Source organism: Streptomyces adustus (genome assembly GCF_009377175.1).
In the GTDB taxonomy this organism is placed as follows: Bacteria; Actinomycetota; Actinomycetes; order Streptomycetales; family Streptomycetaceae; genus Streptomyces; species Streptomyces adustus.
Map to the genome: position 1 here is coordinate 1 of NZ_VJZD01000079.1, position 20,362 is coordinate 20,362.

19 protein-coding genes, 1 tRNA gene and 3 pseudogenes are annotated in these 20,362 nt (G+C 67.2%); 18 read left to right on the top strand and 5 right to left on the bottom strand.

The features are described from left to right. Both FNH09_RS20425 and FNH09_RS20430 read left to right on the top strand, forming a co-directional pair. Positions 1 to 797 (top strand): annotated as a pseudogene (locus tag FNH09_RS20425) (hypothetical protein); the annotation flags it as partial. A gap of 92 nt (positions 798 to 889) precedes the next feature. Then, entirely contained in the window at positions 890 to 1,441 is a 552-nt protein-coding gene (locus tag FNH09_RS20430) for a hypothetical protein (protein WP_152890054.1), read from the top strand. 378 nt (positions 1,442 to 1,819) lie between these two features. Here the strand turns inward: FNH09_RS20430 and FNH09_RS50195 are convergent, their stop codons facing one another. Both FNH09_RS50195 and FNH09_RS50200 read right to left on the bottom strand, forming a co-directional pair. Next, complete coding sequence (locus tag FNH09_RS50195) at positions 1,820 to 2,569, bottom strand: DUF6082 family protein (protein WP_420802763.1); 750 nt, start codon at positions 2,567 to 2,569, stop codon at positions 1,820 to 1,822. After that, the gene (locus FNH09_RS50200) at positions 2,547 to 2,864 is read right to left on the bottom strand and encodes a DUF397 domain-containing protein (RefSeq protein ID WP_420802764.1); all 318 of its coding nucleotides are present in this window, start codon (positions 2,862 to 2,864) and stop codon (positions 2,547 to 2,549) included. Before FNH09_RS50200 ends, FNH09_RS50195 begins: the two co-directional genes overlap by 23 nt. Positions 2,865 to 3,011: 147 nt before the next feature. On the opposite strand from FNH09_RS50200, the gene FNH09_RS20440 reads away from it, so the two are divergent. Further along, positions 3,012 to 3,097 (top strand) — tRNA-OTHER (locus FNH09_RS20440). A gap of 260 nt (positions 3,098 to 3,357) precedes the next feature. On the opposite strand, the gene FNH09_RS46740 is transcribed toward FNH09_RS20440, so the two are convergent. After that, positions 3,358 to 3,522: a hypothetical protein gene (locus FNH09_RS46740; RefSeq protein ID WP_156110828.1), complete on the bottom strand. Its 165-nt coding sequence runs from the start codon at positions 3,520 to 3,522 to the stop codon at positions 3,358 to 3,360. A gap of 354 nt (positions 3,523 to 3,876) precedes the next feature. Between FNH09_RS46740 and FNH09_RS20445 the strand changes: the two genes are divergently transcribed. From FNH09_RS20445 to FNH09_RS20485, 9 genes and pseudogenes are all read left to right on the top strand, one after another. After that, the gene (locus FNH09_RS20445) at positions 3,877 to 4,398 is read left to right on the top strand and encodes a hypothetical protein (RefSeq protein ID WP_152890058.1); all 522 of its coding nucleotides are present in this window, start codon (positions 3,877 to 3,879) and stop codon (positions 4,396 to 4,398) included. A gap of 96 nt (positions 4,399 to 4,494) precedes the next feature. Then, positions 4,495 to 5,732, top strand: a pseudogene (locus tag FNH09_RS20450) (IS256 family transposase). Between the two features lie 745 nt (positions 5,733 to 6,477). Beyond that, positions 6,478 to 7,461, top strand: coding sequence for a MinD/ParA family ATP-binding protein (locus FNH09_RS48685; protein WP_238426877.1), 984 nt, complete (start codon positions 6,478 to 6,480; stop codon positions 7,459 to 7,461). Positions 7,462 to 8,515: 1,054 nt separating this feature from the next. Next, positions 8,516 to 9,001 carry a lamin tail domain-containing protein gene (locus FNH09_RS20460; RefSeq protein ID WP_152890062.1) on the top strand — a complete coding sequence of 162 codons (486 nt, stop codon included), beginning with the start codon at positions 8,516 to 8,518 and terminating at the stop codon, positions 8,999 to 9,001. Positions 9,002 to 9,503: 502 nt separating this feature from the next. Next, positions 9,504 to 9,830: a transposase gene (locus FNH09_RS20465; RefSeq protein ID WP_152890063.1), complete on the top strand. Its 327-nt coding sequence runs from the start codon at positions 9,504 to 9,506 to the stop codon at positions 9,828 to 9,830. A gap of 152 nt (positions 9,831 to 9,982) precedes the next feature. After that, positions 9,983 to 10,243, top strand: coding sequence for an IS3 family transposase (locus FNH09_RS50205; RefSeq protein ID WP_420802765.1), 261 nt, complete (start codon positions 9,983 to 9,985; stop codon positions 10,241 to 10,243). A gap of 815 nt (positions 10,244 to 11,058) precedes the next feature. Next, positions 11,059 to 11,391, top strand: coding sequence for a MerR family transcriptional regulator (locus tag FNH09_RS20475; RefSeq protein ID WP_152890065.1), 333 nt, complete (start codon positions 11,059 to 11,061; stop codon positions 11,389 to 11,391). A gap of 224 nt (positions 11,392 to 11,615) precedes the next feature. Next, a pseudogene (gene trhA / locus FNH09_RS20480) lies at positions 11,616 to 12,212 on the top strand (PAQR family membrane homeostasis protein TrhA); the annotation flags it as partial. 179 nt (positions 12,213 to 12,391) lie between these two features. Further along, the gene (locus FNH09_RS20485; protein ID WP_238426872.1) at positions 12,392 to 14,071 is read left to right on the top strand and encodes an ISAzo13 family transposase; all 1,680 of its coding nucleotides are present in this window, start codon (positions 12,392 to 12,394) and stop codon (positions 14,069 to 14,071) included. Between the two features lie 50 nt (positions 14,072 to 14,121). Here the strand turns inward: FNH09_RS20485 and FNH09_RS20490 are convergent, their stop codons facing one another. Both FNH09_RS20490 and FNH09_RS20495 read right to left on the bottom strand, forming a co-directional pair. Next, complete coding sequence (locus FNH09_RS20490; RefSeq protein WP_152890105.1) at positions 14,122 to 14,580, bottom strand: SMI1/KNR4 family protein; 459 nt, start codon at positions 14,578 to 14,580, stop codon at positions 14,122 to 14,124. Between the two features lie 136 nt (positions 14,581 to 14,716). Beyond that, positions 14,717 to 15,567, bottom strand: a protein-coding gene (locus FNH09_RS20495) for an IS5 family transposase (protein WP_420802766.1) whose coding sequence is annotated in 2 segments (ribosomal slippage) — positions 14,717 to 15,202 and positions 15,205 to 15,567 — 849 coding nt in all. Because the reading frame shifts where the segments join, the coding sequence is not laid out codon by codon here. A gap of 334 nt (positions 15,568 to 15,901) precedes the next feature. Here FNH09_RS20495 and FNH09_RS20500 point away from each other — a divergent pair. From FNH09_RS20500 to FNH09_RS20530, 6 genes are all read left to right on the top strand, one after another. Beyond that, the gene (locus FNH09_RS20500) at positions 15,902 to 16,105 is read left to right on the top strand and encodes a cold-shock protein (protein WP_152890067.1); all 204 of its coding nucleotides are present in this window, start codon (positions 15,902 to 15,904) and stop codon (positions 16,103 to 16,105) included. 311 nt (positions 16,106 to 16,416) lie between these two features. Then, positions 16,417 to 17,913 carry a DEAD/DEAH box helicase gene (locus tag FNH09_RS20505; protein ID WP_152890069.1) on the top strand — a complete coding sequence of 499 codons (1,497 nt, stop codon included), beginning with the start codon at positions 16,417 to 16,419 and terminating at the stop codon, positions 17,911 to 17,913. Positions 17,914 to 17,957: 44 nt separating this feature from the next. Further along, positions 17,958 to 18,362, top strand: a complete 405-nt coding sequence (locus FNH09_RS20510) for a CBS domain-containing protein (protein WP_152890071.1) — start codon at positions 17,958 to 17,960, stop codon at positions 18,360 to 18,362. Positions 18,363 to 18,411: 49 nt separating this feature from the next. Continuing rightward, on the top strand, positions 18,412 to 18,723 hold the full coding sequence (locus FNH09_RS20515; RefSeq protein WP_152890073.1) for an SCO5918 family protein: 312 nt from the start codon (positions 18,412 to 18,414) through the stop codon (positions 18,721 to 18,723). Between the two features lie 140 nt (positions 18,724 to 18,863). Further along, complete coding sequence (locus FNH09_RS47695; protein ID WP_202919718.1) at positions 18,864 to 19,307, top strand: hypothetical protein; 444 nt, start codon at positions 18,864 to 18,866, stop codon at positions 19,305 to 19,307. A gap of 684 nt (positions 19,308 to 19,991) precedes the next feature. After that, positions 19,992 to 20,321 carry a hypothetical protein gene (locus FNH09_RS20530; RefSeq protein ID WP_152890076.1) on the top strand — a complete coding sequence of 110 codons (330 nt, stop codon included), beginning with the start codon at positions 19,992 to 19,994 and terminating at the stop codon, positions 20,319 to 20,321. The last annotated feature ends 41 nt before the right edge of the window (positions 20,322 to 20,362 follow it).

Sequence of the window (20,362 nt, forward strand, 5' to 3'; positions counted from 1 at the left end):
CCCCACCGCCCCCCGCAGCCGCACCCCTGCCACGTCCCTGCGGCCTTGGCCCGGGCCGGCGGGAAGCGGAACACTCCCACGCCCTGCGCACCGGCCCCTTCCGCGACCACACGTGCACGGCCGCCTGCGAACCCTCACTCGCGGACGAACGCACCCGGCGGGACCGGCCCGCCGAGACCGTGCCCGCCGACAGCCGCCCGCTTGAACGTCCCCACACCACCGGCGCCCTGCCGCCGGCCGCGACACTCACCGGCCGCCTCGCCGGGCGCCGGCTCACCTGGCGCCCCGCCCCGGCGGCGCCGATCCCCGGCCCGCTTCGCTACACCGCAGCTGTGCTGGCCCTCATCGGCTGCGCCGCCGTCCTGCACGCGGCCGGCTATGGCATACCTGCCGGCATCGCCTGGCCCCTGGCCCTGCTGGCCCCGCTGCTCCCCAGGCACCTGCCTCACCGACGGGGCGCCCGCACCCGCAACCGCGATCACACCCTCAGCGCCGCAGGCGACAGAGCCCGCCGAGACCCGCAGCGCCGCGCTGCCCCGCACACCTGCCTCCGGCGATCTGCCGCAGGCAGCAACCGCCCTGAGCCGCGCCGCGCGGCCGAGACCGGCCGGCACCTGCAGGCGAACGCAGCCGGAGGGCTCCAAACCGAGGACACCCGCTCGGCCTCGGCCCCGCTCCCCGTCTGCGGGCGGCTGATGCCCCAACTCGCCGACCAGGCCGCCCAGACGCTGAAGCACACCTACACCAAGGACGCCCCAGGCGACACGGAGCAGCCCCGCGCGCACGAGCACCCGTGAGGCCGCAACCCGCCGCCCGGCCGCACGCAGGAAGCCCGGCCAGCGCATCAAGGCACGCCCGAGAACATCACCGCTGAAAGGACACCACCCCCATGACCCAGACCCAGCCCGCCGGCACGGCCCGCACCGAGGACGTCCATCTCCTCTTCGCGCACGAGCCGTACTACCCCGGTCCCGGCACCCAGGAGATCAACACCACGCTGGTGGCTGCCGCCTCGCTGCTCCACCCGCGGGTACGGCAGCCCGACGGCGCCCGCATCCACCACCGCCTTACCCAGGGACGCCTGCCGGGAGAGATCGTTCCGTTGGCCACGCTCACCCACGAGCTGGGCGGCAGCGCCGACGACTGGCGAGGAGTCGGTGACTGGGAGAGCGTCACCACCGACCTGCTGCAGCTTGTCCGCCACGGCGACTGCGATGCCCTCAGCCTCGGCCTGCCCGCGATCGCGCGCACCCTGATCTGCACCGGACCACACACCCCCGTGCGCACCTTCGACATGGCGACCGGCGAAGTCATCGCCTACGGACCAGCACAGCGCGCCGCCGTCCTGGCCGAGGTCGGCACGTTCCTCGCCGGCCTCACGGCCGAACAGGACCTGCGGCCCGGGGACGGCCTGCTGCCTTCACTCACCGGCGCCGCATAACACCACGAGACTTTGCGCGTCGCCCGCCTGCTGGGTGACCTGCCGTCGAGATTCTTCCTCGGCCGATTCCGATCGGATCGAGTGATGCGGCGGCCGACACCGCCGCGGTCCGACGCTCGCCCAGGCTGGCCAGCCACCCAGGCACGCAGGCGCGTTCGGCCTTGGCGACACCGCCCCCGGTCGCCCATGTCCAAGAACGCCACCCCGGGGCCCTCGGCACCGGGGAAACCCGGATGTCTGACACCAGCCCGGTCCGCTACCGTCCTCGACGTGCAGGTGCGCAGGCTGCGGATACTTCGCCTGCAAAGCGAGCAGTTGAAGCCAGCGAGGCCCGGGTAAGGTACGGACTTCAAGTTAACACCACACTTTCGCCTTCATTCACTCAGCTCGAGGCGGCACAAAGTACGCTCCCGCTTCAATTGGCGGCCCCCCAGCAACGGCCCCTTCGAATACCGTCTGAGTGACTGAGACGAACTCCTGCTCTCGTCTATTGCCGTTAGCCCTTGCCCAGTTACTCCAACTCGGTCCATAGATTCGCCAATGACGACGTGCAATCTCACCCTTAAAATGCACTTCTAACGTGATTCGAGTGGCTTCAATAGTGGTGCGACCGACCAGGTAGTCCGTAAACCAGAGTCGATAGATCAAGTTGCAAAACGTGTACTGCCTGGTCTCGGTAAACGTACAGGGCTCAAGCGGCGGGTCCCAACAATGCATGAGCGTCTCATCGTCCAGAGCTCGGAGTATAAGTTCCTTGTGCATGGACGAACGAATCTCTTCATGCATAAGGCGAGTCTGTTTTGCCTGGTACCAAATTGACACTACGGCGCCAAGAAAAGCTGCCGCGGAGAAGAGTACGGCTACCGCTCCGTAGGCCTGGCTTACTTCGCTCAACCTATTCCAGTCCATCCCGGCGGGTGCTGCTGCGCGCAAGATGAAAGGGGAACAAACTACGAGCGCTACGATGCTCAATCCGGCGATTACCCAGAGAATTCGCTGCTTCCATGCGTTGCGATACGGCATTTCCCCCCCTGCTCGGCAATAATCGACAGACGTCATCTCCAGTGGCGAAGGAGAAAGCAGGACGACATAGAGAATTCGGACACTAAACTGGCTGGACCACAACATAAGACATGAAGCGGCGCCAGCTAATCATCGTGACGAACAGTTGAGGGCCCGCCACCATCTTCGAGTCGCGGATCCGTATGCCACCGAGGGCGCAGGTTATTTCAAGGCAGTTTGCGCCAGTAGTAGATCGCGAGCTCTTCCGCCAGATCTGCTCAACCATCGCACCTCCTGCGGTCGTCAGCAGCCATACTCGCGACGCCACACCTTGACGTCCAGTAGAGGAACCGATCTCCCGCCGCGGCACGGGCCCTGGCCGTACCGCACGAGCCTGAGGAGTCCCCTGGGTTGGCTGCATGGATGGTTGCACCGCGAGTGGAGCCACCTTGCGCAGACAATCGGAGGCAGCAAGCCGTCTCAGTTTCCGTCTCGTTCATCGTCGTACGCGACCGGTCGGAGCCATTCGTTCGGCCCCGGCCGACACAGCACGCGTACGAGGATGAACGCCAGCGGACCTGTCCGGATCAGGCCCTGACCAGCACAGACAAACCTGTCAAGCGGGTAACGCGGGTTCGAATCCCGCCGCTGGCCCCGGCCGGTGTCGTCTAGCGGCCCAGGACGCCTACGTCTCCGCCGCCGGCCCTGATCTCTGCACACACACGGCGTGAGCCGTCCGCCCGGGGGAGGGCGGGCGGCTCTACTCCAGCAATCTGAGCCTCGCGGAACCCGCGACCCGGCTGAGACGGTCTACCCGCTCGGTCTCGCCGACCGGCATCACCGGCGTCCTCATGCGCCCGTCGGCCTTGCCGGATGAGCCTTCCCTGCCCCCTGCACGCCGCTGCGGGCATTCTTCACATACGGCGCATCCGGTGCATGGCCCGGCAGGCGACGTCGTAGGCCATGCCAGCGATCGCGAGAGTGACAGCAGGCCACACCACGCCGGGTTGCACGTGGCCGGTGGCGATGGCCGCTGTGAGCCCGCTGCCGCTGCCCACGGCCGTCACTGTCGGGATCACGGAGACAGGGGGAACGGGCACCTGTACACGACGCCAACCATGCCGCAGCCCGTCGACGCTACTGTCGCCGCGCGAATACGCGGACTTCCGATCCTTGCGCAACTGACCTGACGGCTGACGCCGATCGGCCGGGGTTACGCGACGCTGGGAAGGCATAGGACGCTCCATCTGCTGAGTCTGCCGGTGTGCCTGTCGACCGGGACGGCGCAGAGGTGGATGCGCAGAACAGCCGGAGATCCATAACGCACCTGCCTTTCATCGCCTCCACGGTGTACCGGTCGGGTTGTCGGCCCGGAAGCGTCACAGAGAAGCCTCTGTCTGCTTGCCGAGTGCCGCCGAAACGGTGTCGCCACCGTGCCCGGCAATCTCGTTGTCCGCCTGCAACGAGCAGCGTCGATGCAGGAAACTGTGTGGACATTGCGCACACGGAGCGGACAATTCGGGGGATGCATGGCGCGTGCGGGACAGCGGCCTGGACCGCTGGATGCACCGACTGCTGAGGCGGAGCGGCTGGCACTGTGGCTGCGTCAGCTGACCCAGCAGCTGACGCAGCGGCAGCTGGCGGAAAGAGTGGGCGGCGGACGTACGCGCTGGGGCCTCTACCTCAAAGGGCGTGTGCTGATCCCCTATCCGACGCTGAAGAATCTGGTGGCGGCATTGGTGCCGCCCCAGCATCAGCACCGGACCTTGCATCAGGGGCGGGAACTTCTGGACGCAGCCCAAGCCTCACTCGGCACAGCCTCTGCCGCCCACGCACCGGCGCTCAAGGACTCACACGTCCTTGCTCTACAGCTGCAGGAAGTACGCAAAGCTCATGACAAGGCCCAGCAGGCCCTGGGTTGCGTCCTTGGAAGTGGTGTACCGGTTCCCACCTGATCCGGGTGTTTGTCCCGGCGTCGGAGTGAGGGTCCGGATATGAGAACGGCCACCGGCTGATCTTCGAGATGTCTAGGCTCGAAGGAGATCAGCACGATGACCGCACCAGACAGTCTGCCCCTGCACGCCCTCGCCGAGGACAACCTCGCCTCGGCGAGTCCCGATCTGCTGCGCGCGATGGTCAAGACGTTCGCCGACGCACTCATGTCCGCGGAGGCCGACGCCCTCTGCAACGCCGAGTACGGGCAGGTCAGCGACGAACGCGTCAACCACCGCAACGGCTACCGCCCACGCGAGTGGGACACCCGCGCAGGGACCGTCGAACTCGCCGTTCCCAAGCTGCGTCGGGGCAGCTACTTCCCGCACTGGCTCCTCGAACGCCGCCGCCGGGCCGAGCAGGCCCTGATCTCGGTGGTCGCCACCGCCTACCTGCTCGGCGTGTCCACGCGCCGAGTCGAGAAGCTCGCCGAGTCCCTCGGCGTCACCCAGCTGTCGAAGTCCCAGGTCAGCGCCATGGCCAAGCACCTGGACGAACAGGTGGCCGCGTTCCGCAACCGGCCGCTGGACGCCGGACCGTATGCGTTCGTCTGGATGGACGCGCTCACGCAGAAGGTCCGCGAGGGCGGCCGCATCATCAACGTCCACGCGCTGATCGCGGTCGGCGTCAACGCCGACGGGCACCGCGAGATCCTCGGCATCGACGTCGCCACCGCCGAGGACGGCGCCGGCTGGCTCGCCTTCCTGCGCTCACTCATCGCCCGCGGCCTGTCCGGCGTCCAACTGGTCATCTCCGATGCGCACATGGGCCTGGTCAATGCGATCGGCGCCGCCCTGCCCGGCGCGAGCTGGCAGCGATGCCGCACGCACTACGCCCGCGCGTTGCTGTCCCAGGTGCCCAAGTCGGCTCAGCCTTGGGTGGCCACGCTGCTGCGGACCGTCTTCGAACAACCCGACACCGACGCTGTCAAAGCCCAGATGAGGCACGTCCTCGACGCCCTGGAAGCCAAGTTCCCCAAAGCCGCAGCTCACCTTGATGCGGCTCAGGGTGACGTGTTGGCGTTCACCGCGTTCCCGCGGGAGAGCTGGCGACAGATCTGGTCGAACAACCCGCAGGAACGGCTGAACAAGGAGATCCGCCGCCGCACCGACGTGGTGGGCATCTTCCCCGACCGCACCGCCCTGATCCGGCTGGTCGGCGCGGTCCTGGCGAGCAGAACGACGAGTGGACCGAGGCCCGCCGCTACATGGGACTCGACCTGCTCGCCAAGGCCCGCCTCCACCCGATCGAGTCAGAAACCGACGACACCGCCCTGCCCACCGAACTCAGCGCATAGCCTCACAACGAGATCACCGAGTGGCCGTCGATACACCACTCCGGCGGACGTGACCCAGGCCCTGCTCGGAACCACGACACTGGTGCACGGGCTGTTGCGCATGGTCGCTGCGCTGCAGGACCGCTGTCAGGAACTCGAGGACGCGGCAGAAGTGGCAGCCGTGCAGGCCGAAGTCCGTGCCTACGCCTGGGCCGAGGACCAGCTACGGGAATCGGAACGGCTGCTCGGTCTGGCTGTCGCTGCCCTCGACAGCGCACGCGCTGAGCGTGAGCAAGCTGAAGAGATCCGTGCTGCCGCGGAGCAGCTGGCCGACCGGCATCGTCGAGCACTGGAAGGCTTGAACACCGCGACAACGGCCTGGCAGGAAACGGACCCGCTGGCAGCCCCAACGGCAGATCTACCGATAGAGGCCTTCGGCGCGGCCCTGGAACAGGCGCACGATGCACTGGGCATCCATGCTGCGGAGCTACGAGAAGCCCGGGACCACATGGGAATCCCGCAGCCCGACCTCGAGGCCGAAAACATTGTCCGCGGACAAGTGGTGGACAACACGGACTACCTCCTCGCCCCGCCGAACCCGAAGCCCGAAACCACACAGACCCAGAGCGCCGAGGTACAACCCGCCGCGGAACCTGACCCGGAGCCGGTGGAACACCATCGGCTCCCAGATCCTGCAGAGCAGCCGAATACGTCGAGCCAGCCGTCGCTGCATGGTGATCTGCCGGCCCCCAATCTCACGCCACCGATGGACGAGCCGCAGACTTTGCAGGCTCCGGCAAGGCGCAGTACTGGGGCACCACTGGGTTACACAGCAGCCGTCGAGCTCTCTTCAGACGCCCTCGTCCAAGTCAAGCGTCCGATCTGGGGCTCCCGCCGCACGAGCAAGGGGAAGGGGCGCGAGGGACTGCTGGACGACATCCGATCCCGCCAGCGCCGCTTGCTGGATGCCATTCGATTGCCTGTGCAGCGCTCGTGCAGCATCGTGGTCGTCAGCGGAAAGGGCGGCGTCGGCAAGACCACCACGGTCACTGCTCTGGGCTCCGTTCTTGCTGCCTGTCGCCAGGACAAGATCCTGGCCATGGACGTGAACCCGGATGCGGGATCCCTTGGACGGCGCCTGCGCCGGGAGACGGGCGCGACGATCTACGACTTCGTCCGAGCGCTGCCGCACCTGCACAGCTACATGGACGTCAGGCGCTTCACCTCACAGAACCCGCAGGGTCTGGAAGTGATCGCCAACGACATGGATCCGAGCATCGCGGAGCAATTGACGTCGACGCAGTACACCGAGGTGCTCCGAGCCTTCGCCTCGCACTATTCATTTGTCCTGACCGACACGGGCACAGCGCTGCGGCATGAAGTGATGAAGAAAGTGCTCTCCCAGGCTGACCAGCTTGTTATCGTTGCGGCGCCCAACGTGGACGGTGCTGCGACAGCCAGTCTGACGGTGGACATCCTGCAGCAGGACGGCCACGGGGCACTCGTCGCGAACGCTGTCGTAGCAGTCAACGCGTCCCATGGCAGCGTAGAAGGCATCAACGTGGCGGCCATCACCCGGCACTTTCAGTCGGCGTGCCGCACCGTGGTGGAGATTCCCTTCGATGAGCACCTGGCTCATGGCGCGGAAGTCGATCTGCAACGCATGAGGAGCAAGACCCGGCAGGCGTATGTCGAGCTGACTGCGGCCGTAGCCCAGGGCTTGGGGAGTGCCTATGCCGGACGCCAGTAGATTCGGCCCGGTCCCCGTTGGCGGTGCGGATGCAGGGATGGGCGGTATGGCCAAAGGCCAGCGTGCCGCTGCTCGCACCGAGGGCGGCCCAGAAGACTTCTGATCTCCAGAGGGATCTGATGACAGGGCGGAGATTCCGGCCCACCTCCGTACGCGGGCTGTGTGCTGGCCTGCCGCTGTCTGCACGTGCAGACAAGGCATTCGGAGCTCAATCGAACTGGCTTGAGCGTGTCCCGGGACACGAAGGTGGGGCTACCGGGTGCGGCCGCTGTCACCCTGCGCGGTTTGGCTGTGCGCAGAGGCCGGTGGCTTGCCCGCACCCGGGCCGGGAAGGCCACCGACTCGCTACCGATTGCCCTGCCATCCCCCTACCGATCTCCCTACCGGCCCGTGTAGTGACCTGCGCAGGGTTTGCGCAGCTCAGGCCCCTTGACCGGGCCCGACCACGTATCGCGACAACCCCTCTCCTCTCTCCATCTGCACCATCTGCTGGGGGGAAGGGATTGTCTGTGGTGGGTGGCAGGGGGAGTGATGGCGAGGGGACAGGCGACGCACATCGGTTGTTGCGGTCCGGCGAGCGCCGGCCCGCTCCGGGTCCCGGCGGTTCGGTGTCGGGGCGGGGAGGGCGGCGGTGGGTGGACTTGCAGCGGTCCGTCGGGTCCTTGTCCGCCCAGGACCTGCGGGGGAGCTCCTGCCGATGTGTCTGCGGGGCGGACGTCAGGGCTGTTACTCACTTTCGGGTGACGGCCTGGTCGGTGTCGGCGTGGAGTGGAGTGGTGATCGAGCTGCGTTGTTCAGCGCTCGCGCGGGTTCTTGGCCTGGTGAGGCATCAGCTGCGGGTAGGGGCAACATACGTGAGTAGTGCATCTAAGAGTCACGGAAATATGGGCAACACGTAACACAAGGCGCGTATCCCTCTCAACTCCCAGGTGTGGTGGGCAGGGTGTGGGTGTGGCCGAACGGGCCGCGAATCCCGCACACCGCACCAGCTCCCGCGGCGGCCCCTGAACGGGGACGCGTCGGGGGAGGGGTGCCTGCACCATCAGGGGGACTCATGTCCGCTTTCGTTTCTGTCTCTGCTCGTCGTCTGGCTGCTGCCGCGCTCGCGGCGGGCGCCGTGGTGGGGGCGGTGGCGCTGCCGGCGTCCGCGGCCGATCACGGGCGCCCCGACAGCCGGTCGAGGGTGGAGATCTCGGCTGTCCAGTACGACTCCCCGGGACGTGATGACCGCTCCAACCGTTCGCTGAACCAGGAGTGGGTGGAACTCACCAACACCACGCGTCACGCGGTCAGCCTGGACGGCTGGACGCTTAAGGACGAGTCCGGCCACGCCTACACCTTCGACGGCTACCGCCTGGCCGGCCGCGCCACGGTCCGTGTCCACACCGGTGAGGGCCGCGACACCCGCAGTGACCTGTACCAGGACCGTCGCGCGTACGTGTGGAACAACGACCGCGACACCGCGACGCTGCGCAACGACCGCGGCCGCTTCGTCGACGACGAGTCCTGGGGCTACGGCCGCCGTGGCCACCGTCACTGACCCGCACCCCGCCAGTAACCGGTGACCGGGGAGCGCAGTCGCACCGGCCCCTCTGCACGGCGGCACGCCCGGGACTACACGGTCTGAGGGGACTGCCGCTCCGCACCGCGTGCTGCGGGGCTGCCTGGCTGCACAGTTGCCCCTGCAGTGGCTGCGGGGGCAGCGGGCGCGGTGCGCGGCACCCGCGGGCTGACCTGATGTCCGTGGGGGTGCGGGAACATCCGGCGAGGGTGTGTGGTTGATGGGGGTGTGGCGGTGGAGGGGACAGTGTCCCCGGGCCTCGCCTCTCGCCCATGAGGACGATCGTTCGGCTGAAGCCTCATGGAGCCTTTCGCCGCGCAGGCGACCGCCCTTCACGGCCACACCCCTTTTCGCGAGGCTCCGCCGGGACCATCCCGGCGGAGCCTCGCGTGCTCCCGGTGTGGTGCCCAGGTACGCATGTGAACCTGGGGTGAACCGTTCCGGGTTCGGTGGAGACTCGATTCCATGAAAGGACCGAGTCATGGCACCTCCCTCCTCCTACCCCGCTGAGCTGCGTAAACGAGCGGTCCGTATGGTCACCGAAGTCCGTGGTGACTACCCGAACGAGTCGGCCGCGTTGCGGGCGGTCGCGCAGAAGCTCGGCATCGGCTCTGCCGAGACGCTGCGCAACTGGGTCAGGCGGGACGAGATCGACTCCGGGCAGCGTCCGGGGACGACCACGGAGGAGTCCGCGGCAATGAAGGCGCTGAAGAAGGAGAACGCCGAGCTCAAGCGGGCCAACGAGCTCCTGAAGGCAGCGGCGTCTTTCTTCGCGGCCGAGCTCGACCGGCCACACACACGCTCGTAGCGTTCATCGACGAGCACAAGGACCGCTTCGGCGGCGTCGAGCCGATCTGCCGGGTCCTGACCGACCACGACTGCAAGATCGCACCGTCCACCTACTACGCCCACCACAAACGCCGGGCCGCACCCTCGGCCCGCACCGTCCGCGACGCCGAACTGAAGACCTTGATCACTCAGGCGTACGAGGCCAACTACCGTGTCTACGGCGCCCGGAAGATCTGGCGGCACCTGAACCGGCAGAACGTTCTGGTGGCTCGCTGCACCGTCGAACGGCTCATGCGCGACCTTGGCATCACCGGAGCGGTCGGGCGGTTGCGACGTCGACGCTCATTGTGTCCATCAGGTCACCCTGGTCTCTGGATCGTCCCTGCCTGGTCCTGTCTGCGTGGTGCTTGTCCCCCGGCCTGCGGCGGTTGACTCGCAGATCACCGCTTTGCGCCTGTCCCCTGTCGCTGTTCGAGGTTGATTACCTCATCGTCGAACGAGCGGAAATCTATGTCGGCCAGAGTAGACATTGGGCGGTGGTGTGGTTATGGTTTCTCTCGTAGGCAGATCAACGGGGCCTGGCAGAGATGAACTGCCGGGCAGCAGTACCGCAGTACACGCAGTTGCAGTGCGCAGGACGGTGCGGTGGTGGAGTTCCGAAGCCAGGTATGTCGCAGGACGGCGACGGGACTGACGGCCGGACCGGGTGGCCCGCCGTGATCAGGGGCCGCCATGAGCAGTAACGCAGTGGCAGTTCAGTAGTGCAGTTCGCAGTACCAGCAGTGAAGTCAGTGAGCGGTACCTCGGTGAAGGCGTCGGCTGCGGACGCGCGCACCGGGAAGTTCGGCAGTGGGGTTCCAAGCCAGAGCAGACGCAGGACGGGCGACGGGGCTGGCTGCCGAAGAGTGGCGCTTACTCAGGTCACCAGCAGTTCGCATCACCAGGAGTACCAGCAGTACGCAGTCCCCGTTGGTAAGTAGTTCATCAAGAGGGAGGAACGGAGGAGCCGAGCGCCATCAGGATCGCCCGGGCGGAAGTCTTGAGCCCGGGTACCGCAGGACATCGATAGTGAGGTGGTCTCCGGTCAAGCAACCGCGATCCCCGTACACCCGACAGCTCCCAGGTCGGGTCGGCGGAAACAGAAAGCCGGCGCAGTACCAGGGTCGGCAGATGGTGTAACAGTTCCTTCGGGGCCCTGGTGCCATATGGCACCAGGGCCCCCTCAGCGTGTTCCACAGAGAGGTGCAATGACAGCAGACGATTCGTTCGGCCGTCTCGATGACGACGACTACCCCGCCTACACCATGGGCCGGGCCGCCGAGTTGCTCGGCACCACCCCCGGCTTCCTCCGCGCCCTGGGCGAACACCGCCTGATCACCCCCCTGCGCTCCGAGGGCGGCCACCGCCGCTACTCCCGCTACCAGCTGCGCATCGCCGCCCGCGCCCGGGAAATCGTCGACCAGGGCACCCCCATCGAGGCCGCCTGCCGCATCGTCATCCTCGAAGACCAGCTCGAGGAAGCCCAGCGCATCAACGCCGAGTACCGCCGCGCGGCATCCCGGAACGCGGCCGACATCTGACCCGCAGTCCGGGGTGACGCGCCGGGCCGTATTCTTCCGCAGATATTCAGAATATGGACGCATGATCGCCGAAGATGCTCAGCCGCCGGCACACGGGCGGAAGTCCCAGCCCCGCTCCGGCACCACGCCCGACGCCCTGCGGCCTCCCGCGGTTGATGCGCCTGTTGGCACATCCGTCCGGCTGACCGCCGGGCGCAGCGCACGGCGGCTGCGCTGAAGCGAGGATGCGCGGCTGGCTGCACGTCGGCGTGTTCCCCCTCTCACTGGTCGGCGACATCGTCCTGATCGCTGCTTCGCGCTCGGCTGCGGCAGCGGCGGTCTGCTCGGTGTACGAGCTGTCGGCCTGCCTGCTGTTCGGTACCAGTGCGGTCTACCACCGCGGAAGGTGGGGTCCGTACGGGGAGGTGGTCTTGCGGCGGCTGGACCACGCGAACATCTTCCTGATCATCGCCGGCACGCACTCCGTTGGCGGTACTGCTGCTGCCCGCGGGCCAGCGGTTGGTGCTGCTGGCCGGGGTGTGGGCAGGCGCCTTGGCCGGCATCGCCTTCCGCATGCGGTGGACCGGGGCTCCCCGGTGGCTATACACCCCGTGCTACATCGTCCTGGGCTGGGTGGCCGTCTTCTACGTGCCCGACTTCGCGCGCACCGGCGGCACCGCAGTGGCCGTACTCGTTATTGCCGGTGGTCTGCTCTACACGCGGGCGCGGTCGTGTACGGACTCAAGCGCCCTGATCCTTCACCGGCCTGGTTCGGCTTTCACGAGGTCTTCCACGCCCTCACCATCGCCGCCTTCACCGCGCACTCCACAGACATCGTCCTGACAGTCACAGGACTGCTTCGGCGCAGGCCCGGCCCCAACCCCTCCTCGCGTGCTCAGCCACCCGAGGTTGGGGGGGGCAGGCTGAGTGGCAGCTTCGAGTGGTGAACGACAACCCTCTTCCTTAAGGGCTTGCCGGGAAACAAGTCGTGGCTTCAAGCTGCGGGGATCGTTGTTCTGGTATGGGGAGACCGGAGGGGATCGAGGCTGTCCTGGCCGCGAAGTTCCAGGCGTTGTTGCCGCATCTGGACGAGCGTCAGCGGCGGCTGGCCATAGGAGCGGAAGCACGGTCGCTGGGACATGGCGGGATCCGGCTCGTCGCCGCTGCGGCCGGGGTTCGGGAGGGCACGGTCTCGCGCGGGGTGGCGGAACTGGAGTCCGGCCAGGCGCCGTTGGGACGGGTCCGCCGAGCGGGCGGGGGCCGGAAGAAGGCGAGTGAGCTGGATGCGGGACTGCGGCCTGCGTTGCTTGCGTTGGTCGAGCCCGACGAGCGGGGCGATCCGATGTCGCCGCTGCGCTGGACGACGAAGTCGACCCGGAAGCTGGCGGCGGAGCTGACCCGGCAGGGCCATCGCGTCTCCGCCGACACGGTCGCCGGCCTGCTCCGGGAGGAAGGCTTCAGCCTGCAGGCCAACGCCAAGACCATCGAAGGCACCCAACACCCGGACAGGGACGCCCAGTTCCGCTACCTCAACGAGCAGGCACGCGACCACCGGGACGCCGGGGACCCGGTGATCAGCGTGGACACCAAGAAGAAGGAGCTGATCGGCGAGTACAAGAACGCCGGTCGCGAATGGCGGCCCGCCGGGCAGCCCGTCAGGGTCAACACGCACGACTTCCCGGGACAGGCCGAGAAAGCGATCCCTTACGGGATCTACGACATGGAGGCGAACACCGGCTGGGTCACCATCGGCACCGATCATGACACGGCGGCGTTCGCCGTCGCCTCGATCAAGCGCTGGTGGCGGGTCCGAGGCCGGCACGACTACCCCTTCGCCCGCCGACTTCTGATCACCGCCGACGGCGGGGGCTCCAATGGCTACCGCACCCGCGGCTGGAAGACCCACCTGGCCGACCTTGCCGCCGAGACCGGCCTGGAGATCACCGTGTGTCACCTGCCACCGGGCACGTCGAAGTGGAACAAGATCGAACACCGGCTGTTCTCCCACATCACCATGAACTGGCGCGGCAGGCCCCTGACCAGCCATGAAGTCATGCTCCGGGCCATCTCCGCGACGACCAGCCGCACCGGTCTGACAGTGCATGCCGAACTCGACAGCGGTGAGTACCCCACCGGCATCCGGGTCAGCGACCAAGCCATCGCCGCCTTGCCGATCACACGCCACCGTTTCCACGGAGACTGGAACTACACCGTTCACCCCGCAGATCACCAACCGGGCCCAGCCCTTCCCCGGCAACGCGGATGGTCAGCCGAGGGCTCCCGCCCCCTCATGCTCCACGACCTGCAGCACCCAGAGCTGACCGGCATGTCCCGCAAACACCTCAGCGACCTGACCCACTCCTTGATCCCCAGGCTGGAAGAGCGCCGTGAACAGATCCGCCACGCAGCCCGCGGCGGACCACGCCGCGTCGCCCCGGGCACTGGCCGCAAACCCACACTCACACCCGCCGACCAGATCCTCGTCACCGTCCTCTACCTGCGGAAACACTCTCGTCAGGAGCTTCTCGGCCAGCTGTTCAACACCACCGCCATGACCATCAGCCGTGCCGTGAAAGATGTCCGCCCGCTGCTGCAAGCCAACGGTGTCTGTCTCCCCGCCTCAACAGCCCGTTTCCGCACGCCGGAAGACATCGCCAGATTCCTCGAGCCCGATAAGACCAAGATCAAAACGACGTGTTGATTACCGGCAAGCCCTAACAGCGGCTAACAGAATGAGCCTCGCGGGCTGATCTACAGAGATCCCGGCTCGCCGTCGGCGATGAACCGCGTCAGGGATCGCTCCAGCAGTTCCAGAAACTGCCGCAGGTCATCGGCTACCTTGTCGAGCTCCGGTTCGTCCAGCGACGCCGTCCTCGTCCGATGAACCGACCCATCAGGGCCCACGACGTAGGACAGGCCGCCGCCGTTCGAACCGATGACCAGACCGTGGACCTTCTGGTCCGCACCGACGTCGACAGCGCCGTACTCCTGGAGTCGCAGAAGGACGTCACTTGCTGAGTCGAGGAAGTAGCCGTTGCCGACGTCCGCCCAGGTGACGTCGCCGATGCTGTCGTAGAAGGTGACCAGGTCGGCCGGGATGAGGCTCGCTTGGGCAAGCGCGCGAGCAGCGGCTTGATCGTCGCTGTCGGCAGGCCGGACCTCGTTGGCGCCAGGGGGAAAGCCGTGCCGATGCTCGAACTCTCCTGTCATTGCCGTGAGGGCCCCGGTAACTCTGTCTGTCCACGAGGCCAGCCAGGCGGGTGAAAGCGAATGGTCACTCATGAGGCCGGATCATGGCATGAGGCCGGGACATCCATGAGGCGACCAGCGGCCTTGCATCCCAACATCAGCGCACTGCCCTGAGTTGTCGGTGGGTGATGAGGCAGCAGGCGAGTTTCAGGAATGCTTCGTGGATGTCGGCTCGTCGTTCCCGCCGGATCCGCAGGCGTCGGAAGCCGTGCAACCAGGCGAAACTCCTCTCCACGACCCAGCGGTAGGTGCCCAGCCCTGTGCCGTGCCGGGTGCCGCGGCGGGCGATCGCGGGCACGATGCCGCGGGCGCGGACCTGGTCACGGTAGATGTCGTGGTCGTAGCCGCGGTCGGCGAACAGTGAGTCCGGCTTGCGGCGGGGATGGCCTACCCTGCCGCGGACTGGCGGGATCGCGTCGAGCAAGGGCAACAGTTGGGTGACGTCGTTGCGGTTGCCGCCGGTCAGCAGGACTGCGAGCGGGGTGCCGCGCCCGTCAGTGATCAGGTGATGCTTGGAGCCGGCTCGGCCCCGGTCGACCGGCGAGGGACCCGTCTGGCTCCCCCTTTTAGCGCCCTGACGTGGGAGGAGTCGACCACGCAACGGGACCAGTCCAGCCGCGAGGCCGCGTTCAGGTCGGCCAGCAGGGCCTCGTGCAGTTGCTGCCAGACGCCGGCCTGGTTCCAGTCCCGTAAGCGCCGCCAGCACGTCATGCCCGAGCCGAAGCCGAGACCTTGCGGCAGGTACTCCCACTGGATCCCGGTATGCAGCACGTACAGGATCCCGCACAACACCTGCCGGTCTGGCAGCGGTTTGCGGCCCGGGTGACGAAAGCGTCGCTCGCGCTGCGGAAGCAGCGGCTCCAGGCGGTTCCACAGCTCATCCGACACGATCCACGGCGACGTCCCCACACCGGACGAACGCTCAACTACCGCCCTCGACACGGCCATCACGACCGAGCCACCTCATTGTGTTAGCCGCTGTAACTCTGCGGTCCCGCTAGGCCAGTATCTAAGACCGCGAGGTGAGGATTTGACGCCCGGCGTGGGGAGAGTTTTTCCGCAATGAACAGGGTGAGGTTATTCAGCGTACGCAGGCCGATACGGCATGCTACTGTCGACCTCAGTTGCAGTCGCGGCTCCCAAAAACTTCAAGCGCCTTCGTCGGTATTCCCAGTTGACGGAAGAGTTTTCATTTTCGGTCATTTCCGGGCAGGGCATCATCGCGGCGACACGGTGTCCGTGCAGTGCGGATTCTGGTGTACTGCCCCAAAGGAGATATGACATGGCGTCTGGCACCGTGAAGTGGTTCAACGCGGCAAAGGGTTTCGGCTTCATCGAGCAGGACGGTGGCGGCGCTGACGTGTTCGCCCACTTCTCGAACATCGCCGCCCAGGGCTTCCGTGAGCTGCTCGAAGGCCAGAGGGTCACCTTTGACATCGTGCAGGGTCAGAAGGGCCCGACGGCCGAGAACATCGTTCCCGCCTGACAGGGACGCGTATTTTGCAGTTGGTTCCTGCATCTTACGGGGGGCGGACACCAACTGCGGGCATTTCCTGCACTGCTTTCACATGTGGCACAAGCCCCGCCTGCCGATGCGTGCCCCTTCGGAGCTGCCCTGTCGGCGTTCTCGTTTTCCCGACCGCGTGACGTCACCGATTTCATTGCCTGCGCCCGACGCCGGATTTTCCGCAGGTCAGATTCGCTTTGGTATTCTATTCGGCCCGTTCTTGTGGTTTCCCGCGCTGTTCTTCCGCTGCGGAATTCCCTTGGTACGTGCCGTATCAAGGAAGGTTCTGAATGAACCCCACACGTACGAACGACCGCTCCTCCCGCACCCGCCGCCGCACCGGCGGCCCCGCTTTCGGCTCCGCCGCCGGTCCGGTTCGAGGCAGCCACTTCGGTTCGTCCGCCCCGAGCCGCGCGGGCGGCTACGGCCGCCGGCCCGGCGCGGTGCAGGGCGAGTTCGCCCTGCCGAAGACGATCACTCCCGCACTGCCCGCCGTCGAGGCGTTCGCGAGCCTCGCCATGCCCAGGGAGCTCCTCGCCGCGCTCACCGCGCAGGGACTGTCGGTGCCGTTCCCGATCCAGGCCGCGACGCTGCCGAACTCTCTGGCGGGCCGGGACGTCCTGGGCCGCGGCCGCACCGGCTCCGGCAAGACGCTGGCCTTCGGTCTGGCGCTGCTGGCCCGGACCGCTGGGCAGCGCGCCGAGGCCCGTCAGCCGCTGGCCCTGATTCTGGTCCCCACCAGGGAACTCGCACAGCAGGTCACCGACGCCCTCACCCCCTACGCCCGCTCGGTGAAGCTGCGTCTGGCCACTGTCGTCGGGGGGATGTCGATCGGCAGGCAGGCGGGTGCGCTGCGTGGTGGCGCCGAAGTCGTCGTGGCCACCCCCGGACGCCTCAAGGACCTCATCGACCGCGGCGACTGCCAGCTGAACCAGGTCGCGATCACCGTCCTCGACGAGGCCGACCAGATGGCCGACATGGGCTTCATGCCGCAGGTCGCCGCGCTCCTGGACCAGGTCCGCCCCGAGGGCCAGCGAATGCTGTTCTCCGCGACCTTGGACCGTAATGTCGACCGCCTGGTCCGCGGCTACCTCACCGACCCCGTGGTCCACTCCGTCGACCCCTCCCAGGGCACGGTCACCACGATGGAACACCACGTCCTGCACGTGCACGACGCCGACAAGCATCGGACGACGACGGAGATCGCGGCGCGCGAAGGTCGGGTGATCATGTTCCTGGACACCAGACTCGCCGTGGATCGCCTTACCCGGGACCTCCTCAACAGCGGAGTCCGAGCCGCCGCCCTGCACGGGGGGAAGTCACAGCCGCAGCGCACCCGCACCCTCGCCCAGTTCAAGACCGGGCACGTCACCGTCCTGGTCGCCACGAACGTCGCGGCCCGCGGCATCCACATCGACAACCTCGATCTCGTCGTCAACGCGGATCCGCCGACCGACCCCAAGGACTACCTCCACCGCAGCGGGCGTACTGCCCGCGCGGGCGAGTCCGGCAGCGTCGTCACCCTGGTCACCCCCAACCAGCGGCACGAAATGACCCGCCTCATGGCCGCCGCCGGCATCGTCCCCCAGACCACCCAGGTCCGCTCCGGCGAGGAAGCCCTCCACCGGATCACCGGCGCCCAGACCCCCTCCGGCGTCCCCGTCACCATCACCGCGCCGACGGCTGAGCGGCGTCAGCGCAGCGCGGCCTCCCGCGGCAGACGCAGTCCCGCCTCGGCTGCCCGGCGCGTGAGCGTGCGGCAGCCCGCCTTTGACGCGGCGGCCTGAGCACCGTGATCAGGAAGCTGACCCACATCTGCAGGAGACACGTTATGACGCTGGTCCAGATGCATCCCCACTCGGCGAGCGCCACCCCCGTGCACAAGACGGTGGCCGACGCCATGGACACCGCCGAACCGCAGGTCTGGGACGACATGACCGTCGAGGTGGCCCTGTCCGTCATGGCCAGTGCCCGCGCCGGACACCTGCTCGTCTGCGACAACGACGGCCTGTGCACCCACCTGGTTACCCAGGCCCAGCTCACCGCCGTTCGTGACAGCTGCGCCTACACGGACCGGGTCCAATTGCGCGACATCCTCGGCGACCGTGGGCCATTCACCTCGCCCATGACCACGATGGCCGAAGCCGAGCACGTCATGCCCTACCGCCGGCTCGATGCCCTGCCTGTCGTCGACGAACAAGGCAGCGCACTTGGCGTCCTCGCCATTGCCCGCTGAACCGCCGCACCGAGGCAGAACCATTTCCTCCTTCTCTCTGTGAGGCATCATGCGCTGTGTCATCGCCCGCTTCCCGTTCGAACTCACCAAGAGCGGCGTCCTCAAATCCATGACGGGCGTCAAGCCCGAGCCGGTCATCTGCGAGTCCGTGACCATCGGCCGCCGCACCTACCCCGTCAAGCAGGTCGGCCAGGTCATCACACACCAAGACCCCCGCGATTTCAGCGTCGGCGAAGTCCTCCGGGCCATGACCCAGCTCGGCTTCACCTGCCACGGCCTTCCCCGGACCCCCGCGCCTACGCGCGCTCTCAGCCCGCTCCAGCAGGCTTCCGCGATGCTCGGCGCCCCTGCGGCCCTCTGAGCTTGATCTTTAACCAGCTGCTGTCGAACGGGGTTCGCACGCGCTCGCTCGGCCGGGTAATCGCCGCATGCCAGAGCGGCCTTCGCCTGATCCTGTGTTCCGGATCAAGAACATGCGGGACCAGCACGAAGGCCGTGGACATGAGTGTGTTGCACCAGGACGCCCGGCGGGACGCTTTCGCCTGGGCGTCACACTTCCGGGACATCTTCCATGCCTGCCTGACCTCGCGCAGTGATGCCCTCTTCGAGCTCACGGACGCGCTCCTGTGCGCGGACGGGCCGGTGACCTCGCCAGTGGACCTGAACCACGGCGGACAGCGGCAGCTCCAGACGCTTGTCCATGTCCAGACGGAACGTGCCGTACGGGTTGATGTTCGACCAGAACAGGGCGGTCCGAGCGCGCCGGTCCTCTGCGGTGAGCTTGTCCGCCCACTCCGGCTCGGCGTCCTGAACGAAGGCGGCTACGAGATCGTCCGCTGCGACACCACCGGCAACGAGCACGAGGTCACCACAACAAACAGCGTCAACGACATCGCCGGCGACCTCACCATCTGGATGGCCGCCCGCAGCATCAGTGCTCGCTAATCCCGACTGCACCCCGGCGTCGAACCTCTGCGGCCTGCTGCCGCGCTGCTGCTGCCTCTGCTCTCGCCCTGACCCGGTCCTCCTCGAAGACCAGCACACAGGCCAATGCGTCCAAGGCCGCAGCGATCCTCTCCCGCCAGTCAGCGAACTCGACGGAGTCTGCACCGGATGGCTGCTGCGATTTCACAGAGCGGAGATGGCGCAGAGCGTCCTTGAGTACGGGGTCAACCACGAGGCTTCTCTCTATCAGTGCGCGGTCGACCCATCGTGCACCACTTTCAAAACACGGCCTAGCCGCGCAGGCCCGGATGGCACTGGCGCGGCAGGCGTATAGCCCCGATAGGGCCCACCCGTGGGTTTGGGGTGCATGGCCGGGACGGGGCGCCAGCACGATGAGGGCGGCGACTGCAAGCTCCGCAAGTCCCGCTGTCTGCACTCCCGGAGGGCGGGTGCTGTGCCTCTGCACCGCCCCTCGCCTGGCCTTGCAAGTCCGGCTGTTGCCTGGGTTATGTCGTAATCCGGAGCGGATGTGACGCGCGGTCGCCGACTGATTCGGCCGGTGTGACTGAGCGCCTCGGTTGGCGAGTAGGCGCTTGGGCTGGCGGGCGAGGGGTTCGACGCGGTTGCGCCGGCGCCTGAGCTGCCCCTGGAGGTCACGACCAGGCCCTCGCACTCACGCTCGCCGTGCTGCTCCTGACCGGCAGCGTGCTGCTGATGTCCTGCTGGGTCGGCCCGATCGCCACGTTCGCCGCCGTGGCCGTCTTCGTCGTCTCCGTCTATGCCGCACCCGGCCTCGCCCGCCGCTTGGCCCTGTGCCGCGCCCTCCGCCAGCTCTTACGTGTCCTGTTCAGCAGGAAGGACCCGGCGAGCTGTCCCTCGTCCGGGTCTTCGGTGAAGTGGCCGAAGCGCCTGCGCTGTTCCTCGCTCAGAAAGTTGGTGGGCACCGTCCGCTCCTTGATCGTCGGCGTGATGCGCGCGCGACAGTGTCAGGTGACCTGGCAGAGCGTGAGGTGATCGACGATTCCAGCACAGAGCATCACCCCGTGTGGTGGGTG

Excerpts from the sequence above, each read along its gene's own strand:
- FNH09_RS48685 (WP_238426877.1), top strand. The coding sequence starts at position 6,478 with ATGGACGAGCCGCAGACTTTGCAGGCTCCGGCAAGGCGCAGTACTGGG.
- FNH09_RS20430 (WP_152890054.1), top strand. The coding sequence starts at position 890 with ATGACCCAGACCCAGCCCGCCGGCACGGCCCGCACCGAGGACGTCCAT.
- FNH09_RS20500 (WP_152890067.1), top strand. The coding sequence starts at position 15,902 with ATGGCGTCTGGCACCGTGAAGTGGTTCAACGCGGCAAAGGGTTTCGGC.
- FNH09_RS20515 (WP_152890073.1), top strand. The coding sequence starts at position 18,412 with ATGCGCTGTGTCATCGCCCGCTTCCCGTTCGAACTCACCAAGAGCGGC.
- FNH09_RS47695 (WP_202919718.1), top strand. The coding sequence starts at position 18,864 with ATGAGTGTGTTGCACCAGGACGCCCGGCGGGACGCTTTCGCCTGGGCG.
- FNH09_RS50200 (WP_420802764.1), bottom strand. The coding sequence starts at position 2,864 with ATGCAGCCAACCCAGGGGACTCCTCAGGCTCGTGCGGTACGGCCAGGG.
- FNH09_RS20505 (WP_152890069.1), top strand. The coding sequence starts at position 16,417 with ATGAACCCCACACGTACGAACGACCGCTCCTCCCGCACCCGCCGCCGC.
- FNH09_RS20510 (WP_152890071.1), top strand. The coding sequence starts at position 17,958 with ATGACGCTGGTCCAGATGCATCCCCACTCGGCGAGCGCCACCCCCGTG.
- FNH09_RS20465 (WP_152890063.1), top strand. The coding sequence starts at position 9,504 with ATGGCACCTCCCTCCTCCTACCCCGCTGAGCTGCGTAAACGAGCGGTC.
- FNH09_RS20485 (WP_238426872.1), top strand. The coding sequence starts at position 12,392 with ATGGGGAGACCGGAGGGGATCGAGGCTGTCCTGGCCGCGAAGTTCCAG.
- FNH09_RS20490 (WP_152890105.1), bottom strand. The coding sequence starts at position 14,580 with ATGACAGGAGAGTTCGAGCATCGGCACGGCTTTCCCCCTGGCGCCAAC.
- FNH09_RS20475 (WP_152890065.1), top strand. The coding sequence starts at position 11,059 with ATGACAGCAGACGATTCGTTCGGCCGTCTCGATGACGACGACTACCCC.
- FNH09_RS50195 (WP_420802763.1), bottom strand. The coding sequence starts at position 2,569 with ATGTTGTGGTCCAGCCAGTTTAGTGTCCGAATTCTCTATGTCGTCCTG.
- FNH09_RS20460 (WP_152890062.1), top strand. The coding sequence starts at position 8,516 with ATGTCCGCTTTCGTTTCTGTCTCTGCTCGTCGTCTGGCTGCTGCCGCG.